This window comes from Methylocystis sp. Sn-Cys (assembly GCF_016745395.1).
Lineage (GTDB): Bacteria > Pseudomonadota > Alphaproteobacteria > Rhizobiales > Beijerinckiaceae > Methylocystis > Methylocystis iwaonis.
Genome location: NZ_JAERVJ010000001.1, coordinates 613,061 through 629,939, shown reverse-complemented (window position 1 = coordinate 629,939; position 16,879 = coordinate 613,061). Strand labels below are relative to the sequence as shown.

The 16,879-nt window shown below is 65.4% G+C and carries 15 protein-coding genes; 4 read left to right on the top strand and 11 right to left on the bottom strand.

All coding sequences use genetic code 11. The features are described 5' to 3' along the window. Nucleotides 1-3: 3 nt before the first annotated feature. The 8 genes from JJT62_RS02895 to ccmI form a co-directional block, all read right to left on the bottom strand. Nucleotides 4-1,194 (bottom strand): FAD-dependent monooxygenase, encoded by a 1,191-nt coding sequence (locus JJT62_RS02895; RefSeq protein ID WP_202071162.1) that lies wholly within the window; start codon nucleotides 1,192-1,194, stop codon nucleotides 4-6. Between the two features lie 86 nt (nucleotides 1,195-1,280). Next, nucleotides 1,281-1,532 carry a zinc-finger domain-containing protein gene (locus tag JJT62_RS02890; protein ID WP_202071161.1) on the bottom strand — a complete coding sequence of 84 codons (252 nt, stop codon included), beginning with the start codon at nucleotides 1,530-1,532 and terminating at the stop codon, nucleotides 1,281-1,283. A 116-nt stretch (nucleotides 1,533-1,648) separates the two neighbouring features. Then, a complete protein-coding gene (locus tag JJT62_RS02885; RefSeq protein ID WP_202071160.1) occupies nucleotides 1,649-2,737 on the bottom strand; it encodes a hypothetical protein in 1,089 nt (362 codons plus the stop codon). A 141-nt stretch (nucleotides 2,738-2,878) separates the two neighbouring features. Continuing rightward, nucleotides 2,879-4,516, bottom strand: a complete 1,638-nt coding sequence (locus JJT62_RS02880; protein ID WP_202071522.1) for an inorganic phosphate transporter — start codon at nucleotides 4,514-4,516, stop codon at nucleotides 2,879-2,881. Between the two features lie 64 nt (nucleotides 4,517-4,580). Continuing rightward, entirely contained in the window at nucleotides 4,581-5,039 is a 459-nt protein-coding gene (locus JJT62_RS02875) for a cytochrome c-type biogenesis protein (RefSeq protein ID WP_202071521.1), read from the bottom strand. A gap of 137 nt (nucleotides 5,040-5,176) precedes the next feature. Beyond that, complete coding sequence (locus JJT62_RS02870) at nucleotides 5,177-7,153, bottom strand: heme lyase CcmF/NrfE family subunit (protein WP_202071159.1); 1,977 nt, start codon at nucleotides 7,151-7,153, stop codon at nucleotides 5,177-5,179. Between the two features lie 139 nt (nucleotides 7,154-7,292). Continuing rightward, nucleotides 7,293-7,730, bottom strand: a complete 438-nt coding sequence (ccmE, locus tag JJT62_RS02865; RefSeq protein ID WP_165052131.1) for a cytochrome c maturation protein CcmE — start codon at nucleotides 7,728-7,730, stop codon at nucleotides 7,293-7,295. Between the two features lie 134 nt (nucleotides 7,731-7,864). Then, nucleotides 7,865-8,986 (bottom strand): c-type cytochrome biogenesis protein CcmI, encoded by a 1,122-nt coding sequence (gene ccmI / locus JJT62_RS02860; RefSeq protein WP_202071158.1) that lies wholly within the window; start codon nucleotides 8,984-8,986, stop codon nucleotides 7,865-7,867. A 128-nt stretch (nucleotides 8,987-9,114) separates the two neighbouring features. On the opposite strand from ccmI, the gene JJT62_RS02855 reads away from it, so the two are divergent. Further along, complete coding sequence (locus JJT62_RS02855; RefSeq protein ID WP_202071157.1) at nucleotides 9,115-9,603, top strand: DUF2721 domain-containing protein; 489 nt, start codon at nucleotides 9,115-9,117, stop codon at nucleotides 9,601-9,603. A 253-nt stretch (nucleotides 9,604-9,856) separates the two neighbouring features. Here the strand turns inward: JJT62_RS02855 and purB are convergent, their stop codons facing one another. Together purB and JJT62_RS02845 are read right to left on the bottom strand one after the other, a co-directional pair. After that, the gene (gene purB, locus JJT62_RS02850; protein WP_202071156.1) at nucleotides 9,857-11,164 is read right to left on the bottom strand and encodes an adenylosuccinate lyase; all 1,308 of its coding nucleotides are present in this window, start codon (nucleotides 11,162-11,164) and stop codon (nucleotides 9,857-9,859) included. Between the two features lie 330 nt (nucleotides 11,165-11,494). Continuing rightward, complete coding sequence (locus JJT62_RS02845; protein ID WP_202071155.1) at nucleotides 11,495-12,205, bottom strand: invasion associated locus B family protein; 711 nt, start codon at nucleotides 12,203-12,205, stop codon at nucleotides 11,495-11,497. 327 nt (nucleotides 12,206-12,532) lie between these two features. Between JJT62_RS02845 and JJT62_RS02840 the strand changes: the two genes are divergently transcribed. From JJT62_RS02840 to JJT62_RS02830, 3 genes are all read left to right on the top strand, one after another. Then, nucleotides 12,533-14,374 (top strand): extracellular solute-binding protein, encoded by a 1,842-nt coding sequence (locus tag JJT62_RS02840; protein ID WP_202071154.1) that lies wholly within the window; start codon nucleotides 12,533-12,535, stop codon nucleotides 14,372-14,374. After that, nucleotides 14,371-15,399 (top strand): AMP-binding protein, encoded by a 1,029-nt coding sequence (locus JJT62_RS02835; RefSeq protein ID WP_202071153.1) that lies wholly within the window; start codon nucleotides 14,371-14,373, stop codon nucleotides 15,397-15,399. The genes JJT62_RS02840 and JJT62_RS02835 overlap by 4 nt, the downstream gene beginning before the upstream one ends. A gap of 264 nt (nucleotides 15,400-15,663) precedes the next feature. Further along, nucleotides 15,664-16,071 (top strand): bacteriohemerythrin, encoded by a 408-nt coding sequence (locus tag JJT62_RS02830; RefSeq protein WP_202071152.1) that lies wholly within the window; start codon nucleotides 15,664-15,666, stop codon nucleotides 16,069-16,071. A 272-nt stretch (nucleotides 16,072-16,343) separates the two neighbouring features. On the opposite strand, the gene JJT62_RS02825 is transcribed toward JJT62_RS02830, so the two are convergent. Then, a complete protein-coding gene (locus JJT62_RS02825) occupies nucleotides 16,344-16,787 on the bottom strand; it encodes a TlpA family protein disulfide reductase (protein WP_370568480.1) in 444 nt (147 codons plus the stop codon). Nucleotides 16,788-16,879: the final 92 nt, after the last annotated feature.

The following is a 16,879-nucleotide window of genomic DNA, read 5'->3' as shown; positions in this document are numbered from 1 at the left end:
TTCTCAGGGCTGGCGGTAAAGCCAGGCGTTGCGGGCGAGCATGCCGCGCCCGCCCAGCGCCCGGATCGCAAGATCGCGCCCCAGCGCCGCCGGACCGGCGAGGTGGAAATAATCGCCCTGCCGGCGCGAGGCCCGAACGACCTGCGAAGCCCGGGGGATTCGAATCTGTTGATAAGCCGCAAAGGCCGTCTCGGCGGTCGCGCCGAGCTGCAGAAAGGCGCGACCCAGCGCCTCGGCGTCTTCGATCGCCTGAGCCGCGCCCTGCGCCAGGAAGGGCAGCATGGGATGGGCGGCGTCGCCCAGCAGCGTCACGGCGCCCTGGCTCCAGCTTTCGAGCGGCGGGCGGCCGAAAAGCGGCCAATGCCGCCAAGACGCGCCCGCCTCGATCAGCGCCCGCAGCTCCGCGGCGGGACGCAGACGCTCGAGCGCGCGGGCGAGCTGCGCCCCGTCGAGAGAGAGGATCGAGGCGCCCTCGCTCTGGCGCGGCGGCTCGGCGACGATCACGACGACATTGATGATGCCGCCGTCGCGCAGCGGGTAATGCACGACATGGCCGCCGGGCAACATCCACAGATTGCTCTCGCGGGCGCGAAAGGCGGCGGGCGCCAGCTCCGCCGGCACGAGCGCGCGCCAGGCGGTGAGGCCGGAATAGACGGGCGCGTCTTTTTCTGTCGGGAGAAGGCGCCCGCGCACGGCCGAGCGCAGCCCATCGGCGCCGATAAGGCCGGCGCCCTCGATTTCCTCGACGCCGTCGCCGGCGTGGACGCGCAAAGAGACGCCGCCCGCGCGTTCCTCGAAACTGCCGACCCGCGCGCCCGCGCGGACCTCGATCGCCTCATGGGCGAGCGCCGCTTGCAGCAAAACCTGCTGAAGATCGGCGCGGTGATAGACCCGGAACGGCGCGCCCCAGCGGGCGCGGGAATCCGTAAGATCGAGCTTCGCGAGAACGGCGCCGTCGCGTCCCCGGCGGATATTGATGGCTTGCGGCTCCAGCGCGACGGTGGCCAGCGGCTCTTCGAGGCCGAGGCCCGCCAGAATCCGTCCGGCGTTGGGGGCGATCTGGAAACCGGCCCCGACCTCCTCGATCTTGGGGGCGCGCTCCAACACGAGCGCGCGCTTTCCCGCGCGGGCCAGCGACAGCGCCGCCGTGAGGCCGCCGACGCCGGCGCCCGCGATGACGATGGGGGCGCTCATGGGCGCGCTTCCGGGCTAAGCTCGTTTTCGCGATCGGCGTGGTTGGCCATGGCGGAAGGAGCCCCCAGGGCGGTCACCGAAAATTGTCAGGCCGCGTCAGCGGCTTGATCGTGATAAACGCATTCCGCCGGCTCGGCGCCGCCGTGAAGCGAGGCGTCGTAGACGTAAAGCGTCGAGCAATAGGGGCACACCGCCTGCGTATCGGCGCCCATGTCGATATAGACATGCGGATGGTCGAACGGCGGCAGCGCGCCGATGCACATGAACTCCTTCGCCCCTACGCGAATCTGGGCGACGCCGGGCGTATTGTGGAAATGGGGCGTGGAATGTTCGGCCATGGTCCGCTCTTTCAGGTGACGCCGCGCCGGCGGCTCGACAACGCTGCCGCCCCCTATATTGCAGCCCAGCGGAATTGGATAGGGGGCGCGGGGGCGTCCCCCGCGCCTGGGCGGACTTAAGCCTTGTTAGACTTCAACAGCAAGTTCTCGCGGCTCCTCACCTGCGACAGCAGGCGGTAACGGGAGACGCGCCGTCTCGGTCGGCTTCGCGCGGCCAGGCTCGGACCAATGTCGATCGAGGTTCCCCCGAGCAGGCGCATATAGGTAGCCGTATGATGCTGCATGGAGGCCTGCGTGAACCAATCCGCCGGATAGAGCTCGAAGCATGTGCCCGGCAGCGGGGCGTTATTGGCCTGCTGCTGCAAATAGCTCGCGCCTTCGAGCAGCAGCGCGTCCTGCCACAGGACGAGGGCGATATAGGCGGCGTCCGGGATCGGGATGCTGCACGGATCGTAGATGGTCGAGACGGCGTCCAAATTGCCCCAGGCGAGCGGCGCGACGTCCAGCGTGTTGTAATAGCGGGGGCAATAACCGAAGGTCGATGTGTAATAATCGGCAAAGGCGCTATTGCCTGCGGTCAGGGCCGCGAAGGTCGCCGGAACGATCGGGTTGTTGACCCCGACAGCGGCGAGCGAGGCTTGCAGCGAAGGCGCCAGCACAGTGGTGACGCATCCGCCGAGACTATGGCCCGTGCAGACCAGAACCGGGTTTTCATTCTGCGGCGACTGGAGGAACTCCGCCAGGAAGGCGGCAAGCGACGCCCCATTGGAGGTGAAGCCCTGGATCGTCTCCAGCGCGTAAAGCGTTCCATCGGCTACAAGCGCCGGGCTATCGGCGGGCAACCAGGGCGGCGTGCTCTGGAAGATGACGTAAAAATCCTCGAAGGCCTGCTGCAGCACGCCCCAAAAATCATTGACGTCGACATCCGTGCCGCGCGTGACGACCGCGGCGAAAACCGGCGGCAGGCCCGGCCCGTCATAATAGGCGGCGACGAACACGAGATTCGCCAGATCGTCGCTTTCCGCCGGTCCCCAAACGCATTCCCAGCGTCCATCCGCGCTCAACGGCGGCATTTTGTTGTTGACGAGGTAGGGGATGGACGAGGGGAGCGCGTAGGAGATCTGGCAAAGCTGGAGATAGGCGACGCCAAAAATATCGGTTGGCCCCGCCGGCTGCAACATTGCTTGCTTCAACTTGTCGGACATAAGCATTTCTCCGAAGAAATAAGAAAGATACTGAAAGCGTCGACGTTTCGCCGACTTACGATCTATGTCTTCGGAGGCGAGATTAGGCAAGCTGAGCCGCCGCAGATCGCTCCGCGGCGGCGCCGTCTGGGGGCGATCGGATCAGCCCGCCATTTTCAGCACATGGCTCAGCAGAAAATACAGCGAGCCGGAGAGAAGAATGGCGCAGGGGAGCGTCAGCCCCCAGGCCATCAGCAGATTGCGGATCGTGCCCATCTGCACGCCGGAGCCGTTGGCCGCCATCGTGCCGGCGACGCCGGACGACAGCACATGGGTGGTGGAAACCGGCAGGCCAAACATGTCGGCGGCGGCGATGGTGCTCATTGCGACGAGCTCGGCCGAAGCGCCCTGGCCATAGGTCAGATGCTCCTTGCCGATCTTCTCGCCCACGGTGACGACAATGCGCTTCCAGCCGATCATGGTGCCGAGGCCGAGCGCAATGGCGACGGCGATCTTCACCCAGGTCGGGATGAATTTCGTCGCCTTGTCGATGTGGTCCTTATAGTCCTTCAGCACTTTTTTATCCGCCTCGGTGAGGTCGGCCTCCTTGTCCTTGACGAGGAAGCGCAGCGCCTCGGAGGCGAGATAAATGTCGTTGCGGGTGTTGCCGACGGCGGCGAAGGGAATTTTCGAGATCGCGCCATAGGAGTCGATCTCCTTGGAGATCTCGCGCATCAGCGCGGCGAGCGAGGGATAAGTGCCCTCATTGAGCTCATGGCGCGAGATGTAATTCGTCACCGCCGGCCGCGGATCGCCGAGCACCTGATAGCCCGCGGCCTTGGCCTCCACGACTTTGGCGGCGGCGAGCGACGCCTTGGAGAAGGCGGCGACATGGCTCTCCGGCAGCGCGCGGTTGAGCGCATAGGCCGTGGGCACCGTGCCGATCAGGATCAGCATGATGAGGCCCATGCCCTTCTGGCCGTCATTCGAGCCATGGGCGAAGGAAACGCCCGTGCAGGTGAGGATCAGGAGGCCGCGAATCCACCACGGCGGCGGGTTCTGGCCCTGCGGCTCCTTATAGAGCTCGGCCTTGCGGACGACGAACTTCATGAGCAGCAGCAGCAGGGCGGCGGCCGTGAAGCCGACGAGCGGGGAGAGCAGCAGCGAATAGGCGATCTCCGTCGCCTTGCCCCAGTCGACGCCGGACGTGCCGTCGCGGCCGCGCATAAGAGCGTTGGCGACGCCGACGCCGATGATCGAGCCGATCAGCGTGTGCGAGGAAGAGGCCGGCAGGCCCAGCCACCAGGTGCCGAGGTTCCAGATGATCGCCGCAATGAGCAGCGCGAAGACCATGGCGAAACCGGCGCTGGACCCGACTTGCAGGATCAGCTCCACGGGCAACAGCGAGACGATGCCGAAAGCCACCGCGCCGGTGGAGAACAGCACGCCGAGAAAGTTGAAGAAGCCAGACCAGATGACGGCGACATTGGCCGGCATGGAGTGGGTGTAGATGACGGTCGCGACGGCGTTGGCCGTATCGTGGAAGCCGTTGACGAATTCAAAGCCGAGCGCGATCAGCAACGCCACGCCGAGCAGGACGAAAGGCAGATAGGCGACAACCGGCGCGCCCGTGTCCTTGAGATCGCTCCAGATGCTCCAGGCCGTATAGCTCAGACCGCAGGCGATGACGCCGAGAAACGCCAACAACCCGCGAATGTCGAAAGAATGATCGAGCTTCGGCTTCGCGCTCGCCGGCCCGTGGCCGGCGCCAATACCAATTTGAGAAGCAACAGAAGTCATCATAGGCCCCCTGTGAAAAGGAGCCTTATTCAAGCCCGTCGCCGCAACCTTAGCGTGACATTAACTATTCAGCCGAATCGCGGGGTTGCCCCTCGGAGAGGCCCAAAGCCGCGAGTCGCGCGCGCTCCTCGGCCGTCAATTCGGTGGAGCCTGCTGGCGCCGCCCGGCGCCGGCGCGAGGCGCTCCAGACGGCGGCCGCGCCTGCGAGCAGCGCGAGGAGCGGCGCGGCCCAGAGCAGGATCGTGTCCAGCTTCAGCGGCGGCCGCAGCAGAACGAAGTCGCCGTAGCGCGAATGGACATACTCCTTCACCTCGGCGTCGCTCAGACCGTCTTTGAGCTTCTCGCGCACGAGCACGCGCAGATCCTTGGCGAGGGAGGCGTCGGAATCGTCAACCGACTGATTCTGGCAGACGAGGCAGCGCAGCTCGCTGGTGATGGCGCGCGCGCGGGCCTCCATGGCGGGGTCGGAGAGCTTTTCGCCGGGGGTGACGGCGTGGGCGGGGGCGATGAATAGGATCGCCATCGCTGCAACGACCCCCACCCCAGCCCTCCCCCGCTTCGCGGGAGAGGGAGTCGGGCTCGGGAATTTGCACCCACGCCGATCGTGAGCGTCCCCTCTCCCGCGGCAGCGGGGGAGGGACAGGGAGGGGGCCTTCCACGTCATTCCGCAGCCTCCGGCATTGCGATCGCGCTCGCCCGCCGCGCCACGCCGATCCGCAGCCGCCGGTCGGCGAGCGACAATCCGCCGCCAAAGGCCATGACCAGCGCGCCGATCCAGATCAGCGTGACGAAGGGTTTCCAGTAGAGCCGGGCGTCGATCGTCCCGTCTTCATGCGAGTCTCCGATCGCGGCGTAGACCTGGCCGAGGCCCAGCGTCACAATGCCGGCCTCGGAGCGCTGCATCTTGCGCGCCTGATAGAAGCGTTTGGCGGGTTCGATTTTGGCGACGGTCTCGGTCCCCGAGCGCACCGCCATCACGGCGTAGGTTTCGGAATAGTTGGGTCCGCTACGCGGCGAGATTTCCTCGATGCCGAGCTTATAGGGACCGACGTCGTAATAATCGCCGGGCTTCATGGCGACGATGTTCTCGACGCCCCAGCCAGTCGCCGCAAGGCCCAAGAGCGTCAGCCCCATGCCGGCGTGCGAGAGGGATGTCCCCCAGGCCGAGAGCGGCAGGCCGCGCAGGCGCGAGAAGACGGCGCCGGCGGAGGAGGCGCGGAAGGTCGCGCGCTGGGCGATATCGCTCACCGCGCCGACGACGAGATAGACCGCAATGCCCCCCGAAACGATGGAGAGGAAAGGCGTTCCATAGAGGGCGCCGAGCGCCGCCGCCGCCAGCACGCCGATGGCGAAGGCCCCGCGCAGGCGCTGCAGCGCCGCCGGCAGGTCGCCGCGCTTCCAGGCGAGCATCTGGCCAATGGGCATCAGCAGCGCGAGCGGCAGCGCGATGGGGATCAGGACCGTGTTGAAGAAAGGCGGGCCGACCGAAATCTTCTCGCCCGTCAGCGCCTCCAGAGCGAGCGGGTAGAGCGTGCCGATGACGACCGTCGCGCAGCTCGCAGAGAGCAGGAGGTTGTTCACCACCAGCGCGCCCTCGCGCGAGATCGGCGCAAAGACGCCGCCGACAGGGAGCGACGCCGCCCGCAAGGCGAAGAGCGCCAGAGCGCCGCCAATGAAGAAAACCAGAATCCCAAGAATGAAGACGCCGCGCTCGGGATCGCTGGCGAAGGCGTGCACCGAGGTGAGCACGCCCGACCGCACAAGGAAGGTGCCGAGCAGCGAGAGCGAGAAAGCGAGAATCGAGAGGAAGATCGTCCAGACCTTCAGCGCCTCGCGCTTTTCCATCACCGCGGCGCTGTGCAGGAGCGCCGTGCCCGCGAGCCAGGGCATGAGCGAAGCGTTCTCGACCGGGTCCCAGAACCAGAAGCCGCCCCAGCCGAGCGTGTAATAGGCCCAGTAGGAGCCCATGGCGATGCCGAGCGTCAGCGCCGTCCAGGCGAAGAGCGTCCAGGGGCGGGCGAAACGCGCCCAGGCGGCGTCGATGCGGCCGCCGATCAACGCGGCGGCGGCGAAAGAGAAGACGATCGAGAAGCCGACGTAGCCCAGATACAGCAGCGGCGGATGGATCGCGAGACCGGGGTCCTGCAGGATCGGATTGAGGTCGCGCCCCTCCCACGGCGGCTGATCGACGCGCGCAAAGGGATTGGAGGTGAGCAGGATGAACAGCAGAAAGGCCGCGCCGAGCAGGCCCTGAACGGAAAGCGCATCGGCGCGCAGTTTATCCGGCATGGCGGAAGAGAAAATCGCAACGAGCGCGCCGCAGAAGGAAAGAACCAGCACCCACAGCAGCATGGAGCCCTCGTGATTTCCCCACACGCCGGAGATTTTATAAACGAAGGGCTTCAGCGAGTGCGAATTCTCGATGACGTTGACGAGCGAGAAGTCGGAAACGACATGGGCGTAAGTCAGCGCGCCATAGGCGAAGGCGACGAAGAGAAACTGTGCGATCGCCGTCGGCCGCGCGACACGCATCAGCGAAGGATCATTCAGCCGCGCGCCGGCGGAGGGGATGGCGAATTGCAGCAAAGCGAGGGCGAGCGCGAGAATGAGCGCGTAGTGTCCGGTTTCGACGATCATTGGGGGATCTCCTCCTTCTCCCGCCCGCGGGAGAAGGCGCCGCCGCGAAGCGGTGACGGATGAGGGCCCTCACCCGACCCTCGCTGACGCGAGGGCCACCCTCTCCCGCTTGCGGGAGAGGGGAAGGGGGCCGGATGGTTCACTTCTTCTCTCCCTGCCACACGCCCTGCTGCTTCAGCTTGTCCGCGACGTCGCGGGGCATGTAGCGTTCGTCGTGCTTGGCGAGCACGCTGTCGGCTTTGAATTTGCCATCGGGCTGCAACAGCCCGTCGACGACGACGCCCTGGCCCTCGCGGAAGAGATCGGGCAAGAGGCCCGTATAGGCCACGGCGAGGTCTTTGGTTTTATCCGTGACGGTGAAGGCCACGTCCTTGCCGTTCTTGACGACGCTGCCCTCTTTGACGAGCCCGCCGATGCGCAGCCGCGCGCCGGGCGCAACTTGCTTCTGGGCCAGCTCCGAGGGCGTGTAGAAGAAGACGATATTGTCGCGTAGCGCGAAAAGCATGAGTCCCGCCGCGAGGCCCAGAACGGCCAGCGCCCCGATGATCAGCGTCAGTCTCTTGCCTTTGCGCGTCATGTCGCTCTCACTGCTCATTTTTCCCTTCTCCCGCAGGCGGGAGAAGGCGTCGCCGCGAAGCGGTGACGGATGAGGGCCCTCACCCGACCCCTGCTGACGCAGGGGCCACCCTCTCCCGCTTGCGGGAGAGGGGGTCACCCCCCGATGTTCAATTCCTTCGCCAGCGCCTCGATGCGCGCGACTTCGTCGAGCTTGCCGGCGAGCGCCTTGCGGGCGTCCTCGACAGCCTTTTTCGCCTTTTCGGGTTCCGACAGCACGCTATAGGCGCGGATGAGCCGCAGCCAGCCTTCGACGTCGTCGCCCTTGCTCTCCAGCCGCGACGCAAGCTTGTCGACCATGCCCTTGATCGTCGCCGCGCGCTCGTCGGCCGGCATGGCGGCGATGGCCTTGCCCTGCGCGCTCGCGGGCCCCTGCGCGAAGGGCGGCCGCTCTTGCGCGTCTTCGCCCCGCAACGCCGCCAGCCGGCGCTTCACGGCCGGGAGATAGGACGCGTCGGCCGAGGCCTCGGCTTCGAGCTTCTCGAAAATCCCGACGGCCTTGTCCTTCTCGCCCGCCTGCTCTGCGCCGACGCCGAGATAATAGGCGGCCATCACATTGCCGGGGTCGAGCGCCAGCGCCGCCTCGAAATCCTGCCGCGCCTGCGGCGTGACCTTGCCTTCGGCGACGATCATGCGCGCCTGCCCCAGATTGGCGTGGCGCTCCGCCGTGGCCCCGAGGAGCTTCAAGGCCTTGGAATAAGCGTCGATCGCCTCCTCGCCGCGCCCGGAGCGCAGGTAATAGGGGGCCACCACCTCGAAGCCGCGGCCATCCTCTGGATGCTCGCGCAAATGCTGTTCGATGCGGGCGACGGCGCCGGCGAGATCGCCCTTGTCGGGCTGGGAGTCGAGCCGCGCCGTCAGCGGCATGTCGGGCATTTCGACTTTGCCGAGGCGCAGATAGAGCGGCAGCGAGACCGCCGGGACAATGACCATCGCCGCAAGCGCCGCCACGAGCGCCGCCTTGCGGGAGCCCTCGGCCCGCGCCTTCGGAGCCGCTTCGGCGCGCAGCAGGCGCCGGGCGGCCTCGGTCTTCGCGGCCTCGGCTTCGACCGGGTCGAGGCGGCCCTCCGCGCGCTCGCGCGCGATCTCGGCGAGCTGCTCCTCGAAAAAGGCGATGTCGGCGGCGCCCGCGTCTTTCGTCTCGCCCCGCATGGCGAGCGGCAGGAGGACGGCCATAACCGCGGCGCCGGTGAGGAGAGCGAAAATGAGCCACATCATGGAAGCGCTGTTTAAGGCTTTGCCGGGCGCTTTGGAAGAGAAATGCAGCTTGCGCCGCCGTCCCCCGCTCCGGGGGGCCACGAACCGGTATAAGATGCGCCGACGAACTGTTTTACGCGGGACCGCCCATGCTTTTCGACGCGCCGACCATCGAGCAGCTTTCCATCGTCATCTCCCAGGTGACCGGCCCGGCCTTTCTGCTCGCCGCCGAGGCGCAGCTTTTGGGCGTGCTCGTCTCACGGCAGGATCGGATCGTGGATCGCGCGCGCGAGCTTGCCGATCTCGACGACGGACACGCCCAGGCGCATCGCAAGGTCGAGGTGCCGATCCTGCGGCGGCGCGCCGTGCTGGTCCACCGCTCGATCTATTGGGGCGTGGCGAGCTGCGTCGTGACGAGCTTTCTCGTCATCGTCGCCTTCGCATCGGCGTTTTTCCGCTTCCGTCACGAATTCGGCGCGGGGTTTCTGTTCATGATCGCCATGGGGCTTTTCACTGCGGCGCTCGTCGCCTTCGCCCTGGAGATAAAGCTCGCTTACGCGGAAATCGACGCCGCCGACACGTTGATGAGGCAACGGGACCGGCGGCGCGGCCATCTGAAGGCGCCGGCGCAGGAGTGATACGAGATCCACTCGATTGGTTCGGCGTATCCCGGACGCTCGCGCCGTTTGGACACACAGGACTCACCGCGGTCATTGCGAGGAGGCGGAGCCGACGAAGCAATCCAGCGCCGCATCGCTGCCCTGGATTGCTTCGCTTCGCTCGCAATGACGGGCTCTGGGCAAAACCAGCGCTCTTGTGGCTGTGGAGTCCCGGTCGGGCTTTCAGCCCGCCGGGAATGACACGTCCCCATCTATTCAAACGGAAGCTGCGTCAGCCCTCCCCGAACACGCGCTGGAAAATCGTATCCACATGCTTGAAGTGGTACGAGAGATCGAACAGCTCGTCCAACTCCGCCGGCGAGAGTTTGGCGCTCACATCCTTGTCCTTGCCGAGGAGATCGCGGAACTCGCCCTCGCCCCGCCAGACCGGCATGGCGTTCCGCTGCACCATGGCGTAGGCGTCCTCGCGCGAGACGCCCTTTTGCGTCAATGCGAGCAGCACGCGCTGCGAATGGACGAGGCCGCCGAGCTTGTCCAAATTCTTCTGCATATTCTCGGGGTAAACGAGAAGGTTCTCGACGACATTGGTGAGCCGCGCCAGCGCGAAGTCGAGCGTCACCGTCGCGTCGGGGCCGATCATGCGCTCGACGGAGGAATGCGAAATATCGCGCTCGTGCCAGAGCGCCACATTCTCCATGGCCGGAATCGCCATGCCGCGCACGAGGCGCGCGAGGCCGGTGAGATTTTCAGTCAGCACCGGATTACGCTTATGCGGCATGGCCGACGAGCCCTTCTGGCCCGCGGAGAAATATTCCTCGGCCTCCAGCACTTCCGTGCGCTGCAAATGGCGGATTTCAATGGCGAGCCGCTCGACCGAAGACGCGACGACGCCGAGCGTCGCGAAGAACGCCGCATGGCGGTCGCGCGGAATGACCTGCGTCGAGACGGGCTCGGCGACGAGGCCCATTTTGTGCGCCACATATTCTTCAACGCGCGGGTCGATATTGGCGAAAGTGCCGATGGCGCCGGAGATGGCGCAGGTCGCGACCTCTTTGCGGGCGTGAACGAGGCGTTCGCGAGCGCGGGTGAACTCCGCATAGGCCTGCGCCATTTTGAGCCCGAAGGTGGTGGGCTCGGCGTGAATGCCATGCGAGCGGCCGATGGTCGGCGTGAATTTATGCTCGTAAGCGCGCTTCTTGATTGCCGCGAGCAGCGCGTCGACATCGGCGATCAGCAGATCGGCGGCGCGCGAGAGCTGCACGGCGAGGCAGGTGTCGAGCACGTCCGAGGACGTCATGCCCTGATGCACGAAGCGCGAATCCGGGCCGATGAATTCGGCAAGATGCGTGAGGAAGGCGATGACGTCATGTTTCGTCACCCGCTCGATGTCGTCGATGCGAGCGACGTCGAACTCGACGAAATCCGCCTTGTCCCAGATATTCTTGGCGCTTTCCTTGGGGATGACGCCGAGCTCGGCCAGCGCGTCGCAGGCATAGGCCTCGATCTCGAACCAGATGCGGAAGCGCGTCTGCGGCTCCCAGATCGTGGTCATCTCGGATCTAGAATAGCGAGGGATCATGGGCGCAGCTCAGGTCTGGAACGCATTGGGAGGGCTCGCGCTAGCATAGAGCGGCGGAAAGCGCAAAAGAGCGCCTCGGGACCGCGAGCCTTCGGGCTCGCAGCCCATCCCGTCGTTGCGAGCAGAGCGAAGCAATCCAGAGCGTCATCCAGGCCCTGGATTGCTTCGTCGCTACGCTCCTCGCAATGACGGACGCCAGCGCATGCCCATCATCGCTACTTGGCCGCGCTGGACCAGCTTCCCGGCATTTCCCGGCTTCTCTCCCACCGCCCCAAAAGAAAACGCCCGCATGAGCCATGCGGGCGTTTCTTTGTTCCTAAAGAGAGACGCTTACTTCTTGGCCGGCGCAGGAGCCGCGGCCGGCGCGGCGCTCTTGGCTTCGAGCTTCTTGCGCTCTTCCTCGGCCTTCTTCTGCAGCTCTTCCTGCAGCTTCTTCTGCTGCTCCTCGAGCACCTTGGGGTCGATCGCCGGGCCGTCGAAGGCTTTGCCGAAGTCGTTCAGCGGCAAATAGAAAGTGACCTCGGTATTGGCCTGGTTCTTGACGATGACCGTCATTTGCTGGGCCTTCTTCATGCCGTCGACCGAGGCCTTCTTGACCTTCGCCTCGGCGAAGCAGCCGTTCGGGAAGCAGATCTCGAAGGCGCCGGCCTCCATGGCTCCCTTGTCGATGGCGAAGCGGAAGCCCGGCTTCAGCATCAGGCCCGGCGGCAGCAGCAGACGGATGATCTTGGTGTCGTCGCCCTTGGGATCATAGACCGCGAGCGCGAGCAGCGGCTGCGGCGCGTCGCCTTCCTTCGCGGCGGCGCCGAAATCGCGGGTCGTGTAGCAGACTTCCTTCTTGGTCGCCGGATCGCTGCCGCAGACCTTGGTCCAGTCGGGCTGCACCGCCTGAAGCGTGGCGGTGATGGGGCCCTGCGCCCCGCCTGCGGCAGGCTGCTGCCCGGCAGCGGCCGGAGCCTGCTGGGCTTGCGCCGAAACGCCGGCGAGCAGGAAAGCGCCTGCCAGCGCGACCGCGGCGGACCGCGAGAAGAGGTTCGACATTTCCGAAGTCCCTTTCGATTGCTCTCTAGCCGGCGCTCTTCCGGCTTCTAAACAGCTCTTGTTGTCTCGTCTTGCGGGGGCCGCCCGCCTGCGCGGACGAAAAATGGAACGCCCTTGGAACTTTTGCCCCGACCGCGATTCTCCCCCGGCGCAGCCGCCGCGCCGGAGCGACGGCAAAGCTCTTACCTTGTCGCCGCGGCAAATTCCAGCGGTCCCCGGCGCTCATAAAGCCCCCGCGAGCGCCGATTACGTTAAAATTTCATAAATGAGGCGGAATGACGCCCGGTCTCGGCTTCTTGCCGCCATAGCTTCGACTATTGTCGCAGCATGATCTCTTCCGCGATTCGCGGCCGCCTAAAGAGGCGCCGCCTTCCGAGCCTCGCCCTTGCGCTGCTGACGGCCTTTGCGCCCGGCGGTCCGCTCATGGCGGGCGAGCCTACTCATGGCCTGGCGGCGCATGGCGCGCCGGCGCTGCCGCCGGACTTCGAGCATCTCCCTTACGCCGACCCGCAAGCAAAGAAAGGCGGCAGGCTGCGCGTCGGTCTCGCCGGGACATTCGACAGCCTCAACCCCTTCAATCTCAAATCCGGCTCCACGGCCCAGGGCCTCGTCGGCAATATCTTCCAAGGAATGATGGCGCGGTCGCAGGACGAGCCTTTCACGCTCTATCCGCTCATCGCGCAATCGCTCGACATCGACGCCGCCCGCGCCCATGTGACCTTCCATCTCGACCCGCGGGCGCATTTCTCCGACGGCAAGCCGATCACCTCGGAAGACGTGCTGTTTTCCTTCAATCTCCTCAAGTCGAAGGGCCGCCCGCAGCAGCGGGTCGCCTATGGGCTCGTGAAATCGATCACAGCGCCCGACGCGCAGACTGTCTCCTACGATCTGACGGGCGTCGGCGATCGCGAGCTGCCGCTCATTCTCGCCATCATGCCCGTGCTGCCCAAGCACGCGACCGATCTCGAGCGATTTTCGGACGCAACGCTCGCCAAGCCCCTTGGCTCGGGCCCCTATATCGTTGCGGATGCGCAGGCCGGCGCGCGGCTGCTGTTGAAGCGCGACCCCAACTATTGGGGCGCGGATGTCCCGAGCCAGCGCGGCTTCTACAATTTCGATGAGATCGACATCCAATATTTCCGCGACGGAAACGCGCTGTTCGAGGCCTTCAAGGCCGGCTTGATCGACTATCGCGAAGAGACCAGCACGACCCGCTGGTCGACAGGCTACGACTTCCCAGCGCTACGGGATGGCCGCGTTGCAACCGAGGCGTTGAAGAACGAGAACCCGAAAGGGCTCGAAGGCTTCGTCTTCAACACGCGGCAAACGATCTTCAAAGACATCCGGCTGCGTGAAGCGCTCGGCATGATGTTCGATTTCGAGTGGATCAACGCCAATCTCTATTCGAACCTCTATACGCGCACGAAAAGCTTCTTCGATGAATCGGAGCTTTCCGCCTCCGGACGTCCGGCGAGCGAGAAGGAGCGCGCTTTGCTTGCGCCCTACCCCGACGCCGTGCGCGCCGATATTCTCGACGGAAAATGGCGCCCGCCGGTCAACGACGGTTCGGGCCGCGATCGCGACATGGCCAAGCGCGCGCTCGAATTGCTGGCGGCGGCCGGTTATCATGTGAATGGCGACAGGCTCTCCAAGGATGGCGCGCCGGTTTCCTTCGAGATCATGGTGAAGGACCGCAATCAGGAGCGTCTCGCGCTCAATTACGCGGCCTCTCTCGCGCGCATCGGCGTCGAGGCGCGCGTCAGGCTTGTCGACGAAGTGCAATATCAGCGCCGGCGCCAGAAGTTCGATTTCGACATGATGATCGGGCAGTATCTCGCTTCGGCCTCGCCCGGCAATGAGCAGCGCATGCGTTGGGGCTCGGCGAGCGCGACGCAGGAATCGTCCTTCAATCTCGCCGGCGCCGCCTCGCCCGCGATCGACAGCCTGATCGTTGCGCTTCTCTCCGCGCAAAGCCACGAGGATTTCGTCGCGGCGGTGCGCGCCTATGACCGCGTTCTGCTCTCGGGCTTTTATGTCGTGCCTTTGTTTCACGCCTCCGAGCAATGGATCGCGCATTCGACCGACCTCGCCCGGCCCGAGCGCCTGCCGCGCTACGCAGCGCCGCTCTTTGGCCCGACGCTCGAGAGCTGGTGGAGGAAAAATCCATGACCGCGCGCGCCGCTGTTTCCGAGAGAGAGGAAGCGGCGCTCGTCCGCGCCCATCCGCTGACGCAGTTCGGCTTCGACGCCCTCGTCGCCGGCGCGGCGAGGCCGCGCCCCGGCGGGCTCGCCTTTCTCGATAACGTCGAAGGCGCAACGGACCACGTCACCTACGCCGATCTCTACCAGCGCGTCGGCGCTTGCCTCTCCAAGCTCCGCGCCCTCGATCTCGCGCGCGGCGAGAGAATTCTCATCTGCTCTCCACCCGGGGCGCAAGCCTTTGTAGCGCTCGTCGGCGTGCTCGCCGCGGGTCTTGCGCCAACGCTCGCGCCCATGCCCCTCCCCCAATGGCGCGCAGCCATCGCTCACGGAGCAAAGACATTGCAGATCGCCGCGCTGTTCGCGCCGGCGCAAATCTGCGCCCTCGATTTCGAGGAGGCGCTGCTCGACATCGCCGCCAATACGCCGTCATTGCGCGTGATCGGCGCGCTTCATGGCGCGCTCGACGGCGCCGCTGATTTTTCGGCGCAAGCGCTCGCGGCGCAGATGTCGCCGCGCGTGCCGCTCTCCGAAGATTGGAGCGACGACGAACGCTTCGATGTCGGCGCGCTCGACGAGAGCGGGAATGTCCGTTTCGCTTCGCAAGGCGCGCTGCTCGGCGCGGCGCTCGATCTCGTGCGCGCGACTCGCGCCGCGCGCGAAGCGCCCATTCTTTCACTCTATGCGCCGAGTTCGCTCACCGCTCTCCTCGCGGGCCCGCTCGCCGCGTTGCTCGCAGGCGCGCCGCTGCATTTTCTTGCGCCTTTCACCACGGCGCGCTTTCTCGAAACGCTCGATGCGCTTGGGTCGGCGCGATTGATTGCGCCGGTTTCCATCCTCGCCGATCTCGAACGCGCCGGACTGCTCGACAATGGCGCCATCGCCGCAGTCGTCGCCTTGGGAGATGGCGCCGCTTGCGTCGGCGACTCGCAAGAACGCTGTCCGATTATCGCGCTGCGCGCTGAAGACGACGCGTTCGTTTTGCGCAGACTCTGACAGAGCGTCCGCGCCCCGTCATTGCGAGAAGCGCAAGCGACGAAGCAATCCACAGTCACATCACGGCCCTGGATTGCTTCGCTTTGCTCGCAATGACGGCGGCGAATGATGGGCGCGTCACATTGTCTCGTGTTGACGCCGGTCAATTACAGCCTCGAGTCATCACGTCAAAGTGCGTGCGCGACGAGATCGCGCAGGCGCTTAAGCAATTGCGCGACTCGTCGCCACGAGGGGCGCATGGGGCGTTGGTGTGGAGGAAACTGAATGTCGCTTATCACCTGGACCAAGGAGCAATTCGCGACCAACGTCAGCGCACACGACGCGGAACATCAGGAAATATTCAGGCTGGTGAATGTGCTCGGCGACGCCGTCGCCAGTGGTGACAGAACCTCGATCGGCAAGGAGCTCGATGCGCTCATCGACTATGTGGTGAAGCATTTCGCGGCGGAGGAAGCGAATTTCGCGCAATATGATTATCCAGCCGCAGCCGGCCACAAAGCCGAGCATGACAAGCTGGTGGCGACTTGCGCCGATTTGCAAAAGAAATTCCACGCCGGCGAAGCGGAGGTGACCGGAGAGACGGCCGGCTTCGTGGTCGGCTGGCTGACGGACCACATCCCCAATATCGACCGGCTCTACGGCCCTTATCTGAACGCGAAGGGCGTCGCCTGATAAGTCCGATACTCGAGAGCGCCTTTCCCGCTTAGGCGGGAAAGGTCAGCCGGTTGATAAACCTCTGAGGCGGCCTCGTCCTTCGAGACGCGAGCATTCGCTCGCTCCTCAGGATGAGGCCCAACACCATTTCCGTTTGAACAGCTCGCATCGGGTCTTGTCATTCCCGGCGGGCTGAAGGCCCGACCGGGAATCCAGAGCCATGATAGCCGCCTTTGCTCTGGATTCCCGATCGCTCGCTGCGCGAGCGTCGGGAATGACTCTGGCCGCGCTTATCTGTGTTTTTCCAGCCACTGCAGAACGAGCGGATCGTCGATTGCGCCGGTCACGGCGATCACCCCGCCGTCGGGCGCCACAAGCGCGGTGAACGGCAATTCGCCCCGCCACGTTTTATCAGCCTCGAAATAGAGCTTCTCGACGAAATCATCCGCAAAACCGTAATGCGCCGACTTGCCGAGCCCGGCCTTCTCGGCGCGCGCCGCCGCCCGCGCGCGATCTTCTTCGCTATCGACGTTGACGAAGACGATGTCGACATCCTTGTGTTCGGCCGTCATCTGCGCCCATTGCGCCAGCTCGGCGAGGCAGGGCGGGCAGGTGACGGACCAGAAGTGAATCATCAGCGGCCGCCCCGCATGCGCCTTGGCGATCTGCGAGAAGGCGCCGCGACCATAGGGCTTGAAATCGAGCGCATGGGCGCTCGAAGCGGCGACAACCACGAAGGCCAAGAGAGATAGACCAGCGGCGAGAGTGTGCCATCTGTCATTCCCGGCGAGCCAAAGGCTCGACCGGGAATCCAGAGCAGAGACGC